1 protein-coding gene is annotated in these 270 nt (G+C 45.6%); it reads left to right on the forward strand.

Annotation, left to right across the window (positions count from 1 at the left end):
• A partial coding sequence (gene yqiD, locus QP437_RS10060) for a protein YqiD (RefSeq protein WP_284345781.1) occupies positions 1-157 on the forward strand: 157 nt, incomplete at its 5' end.
• Positions 158-270: the final 113 nt, after the last annotated feature.

Below are 270 nucleotides of genomic sequence, written 5' to 3' on the forward strand. Positions count from 1 at the left end.
GTACTGGATTGTATTGATTGCTCTGGTTGTGGTGGGTTATTTCCTGCATTTGAAACGATATTGTCGGGCGTTTCGCCAGGACAGAGACGCCCTGCTTGAAGCGCGGAACAAATACTTAAACAGTACGAGAGAAGAGACAGCCGAAAAGGTAGAATAAGACTTTAGTGAAGCTGACAGAAGTTGTCCATGCGCTGGACAACTTCTGATGTTGCTTTTAACCAATTCCCGCCGTTTGTAGCAGCACTAAACTGAATCCCATCACTGACATTC

The sequence above is a fragment of the Haemophilus sp. UMB1048 genome (assembly GCF_030218125.1).
Lineage (GTDB): Bacteria > Pseudomonadota > Gammaproteobacteria > Enterobacterales > Pasteurellaceae > Haemophilus_D.